This is a genomic window from Psychromonas sp., from assembly GCF_983033635.1.
Map to the genome: position 1 here is coordinate 15,687 of NZ_CEZLMY010000023.1, position 2,835 is coordinate 18,521.

The window sequence follows — 2,835 nt, forward strand, 5'->3', positions numbered from 1 at the left end:
CACTAATGCGGTGGCGGAAACGGGTGTTTCTTGCCCCTTTTCTACAACCGTTACACTTTCAAGCTTCGCCAGCGCGGCTAAGAATGCTTCGTTTTCACTGAAACGACGCTGATCATCACTTGATGCATTTTTAACTAATACATTAAGCGGCACTTTCGGGCTGATATCCATTTCACCACGGACATTCCGCACCGCAACAATGACTTGTTTAACCCATTCGAGATCTTGAACTGCTTGCTCGTCAACAAGTGCTTCATTATATTCAGGGTAAGCTTCGAGCATGATGGTATCACCACCTTGACCGGTAATACCTTTAACACGCTGCCAAATCTCTTCGGTCATAAATGGCATAATTGGATGGGCTAGACGTAATAGCGTTTCTAACACTGTGATTAGCGTATGGCGAGTGCCACGTTGCTGTGCTTCACTGCCTTTAAACAATATCGGTTTAGTTAACTCTAAATACCAACCACAGAATTGATCCCAAGTGAATTCGTATAAAATATTTGCAGCAATATCAAAACGGAAGGTATCCAATGCGTGACGGAACTCTTTGATAGTTGTTTGCAGTTGCCCTTGAATCCAACGATCTGCCAAACTTAATTGCATCTCTTGATTGTCGCTGAAACCACAATCGTGCTCTTCCGCGCTCATTAATACATAACGGCTGGCGTTCCATAGCTTATTACAGAAGTTACGGTAGCCTTCTAAACGGGTCATATCCCAGTTAATATCGCGACCTGTGGTAGCCATTGCCGCAAGCGTAAAGCGCAGTGCATCTGTGCCGTGCGCTTCAATGCCGTTGGCAAAGGTTTCGCGGGTATCTTTTTCTATTTTAGCCGCCAGTTGTGGCTGCATCATATTGCCGCAACGTTTTGTTACTAAACTTTCCAAGTCAATGCCGTCGATCATATCCAGCGGATCAAGCACATTACCTTTCGATTTTGACATCTTATCGCCATGCTCATCACGAATAAGGCCGGTAAAATAAACTTTTTTAAACGGCACTTGTGGTTTGCCGTTTTCATCTTTCATAAAGTGCATGGTCATCATGATCATGCGCGCAACCCAGAAGAAGATGATATCAAAACCGGTAACCAAGACATCGGTCGAGTGGAAGGTTTTTAGATCCAGCGTTTTTTCTGGCCAGCCAAGGGTAGAGAATGTCCATAGACCCGACGAGAACCAGGTATCTAAGACATCGTCATCTTGACTTAGCAGCACATCATCGCCTAAATCATGTTTAGCACGTACTTCCGCTTCATCACGACCGACATAAACTTTTCCCGCTTGATCGTACCAGGCTGGGATGCGATGTCCCCACCAAAGCTGACGCGATACACACCAATCTTGGACGTCGTTCATCCAAGAGTTATACATGTTTTTATACTGTTTTGGCACAAACTCGATATCGCCATTGTCAACCGCTTCATTGGCTACTTTAGCCAAAGGTGCTACACGAACATACCATTGATCGGTCAGCATCGGCTCAATAACCACACCACCACGGTCGCCATAAGGTACTGTTAAATCATGTGCTTTGATTTCATCTAATAAACCTAATTCTTCAAGTGAGTTGACAACCAGTTTGCGTGCATCTTCACGTGTTAGCCCTTGAAATTGCTCAGGAAGCTCTGCTGTATAAACATCACTTTTTTCACCATTGCTATTAAATACTTCAGACTCATTGCGGATACAAGCATCAAAGGTTAATACATTGATCATTGGCAATTTGTTACGTTTACCGACTTCGTAATCGTTAAAGTCATGAGCCGGGGTGATTTTTACGCAACCCGTGCCTTTTTCCATATCGGCATGATCATCGCCAATTACAGCAATGCGGCGATTAACAAGCGGTAAAATAATCTCTTTACCGATTAGATCTTTATAGCGCGGATCTTCAGGGTTCACAGCAACGGCGGTATCACCGAGCATGGTTTCTGGGCGAGTTGTGGCAACCACTAAATAATCTTTGCCGTCGGCTGTTTTTACGCCATCAGCTAATGGGTAACGGAAGTGCCACATAGAGCCTTTTAGGTCTTTGTTTTCAACTTCTAAGTCTGAAATTGCCGTATGTAGTTTAGGATCCCAGTTAACCAGACGCTTACCACGGTAGATAAGATCATCATTGTAAAGGTTAACAAATACCTCTTTAACGGCGTGAGAAAGGCCTTCATCCATAGTAAAGCGTTCACGATCCCAATCAACTGATGTGCCTAAACGGCGCATCTGTTGTGAGATATTACCACCCGATTCCGCTTTCCAATCCCAAATTTTATCGATAAAGGTTTCCCGGCCAAGCTCTTTACGGGTTTGTCCTGTTTCAGCGAAAAGTTTACGTTCAACAACCATTTGTGTGGCGATGCCCGCATGGTCTGTGCCCATTTGCCAGAGGGTGTTTTTGCCTTGCATACGTTGATAACGAATCAGTGTGTCCATAATGGTATCTTGGAAAGCATGCCCCATGTGCAGGCTACCCGTAACATTTGGCGGTGGGATCATGACGCAGTAACTCTCTTCACTGGTATCGCCATGCGGTTTGAAATAACCTTTCTCTTCCCAGTTTTGGTAGTTTTTTTGCTCAATAGCACTTGGGTTGTATGTCTTTTCCATTTTCTAATCTTCTGTGTTGTTGGTTGACTCAACAGTGTCTGCATTTTCAACTGTTTGAGTGGAAAGTGTCAGCCCCATCTTTTTATAGGTGCTGTAACGTGTTCGTGCTGCAATTTTTAGTGGCTCCGCAAACGGAACAAAATCGATAATTTGTTGGAAATTGATCGCAAAATCAGGCACGTTAGTGCTTAAATTAATTAAAATCTGGCGAGGATGTGTCGG

Annotated in this window: 2 protein-coding genes; both read right to left on the reverse strand. The window is 44.1% G+C overall.

The window, feature by feature from the left end:
• Nucleotides 1-2,613: valine--tRNA ligase (locus AC4GME_RS05135; protein ID WP_490379093.1), on the reverse strand; the 2,613-nt coding region annotated here is incomplete at its 3' end.
• Between the two features lie 3 nt (nt 2,614-2,616).
• On the reverse strand, nt 2,617-2,835 hold a 219-nt coding region (locus AC4GME_RS05140; protein WP_490379094.1), incomplete at its 5' end, for a DNA polymerase III subunit chi.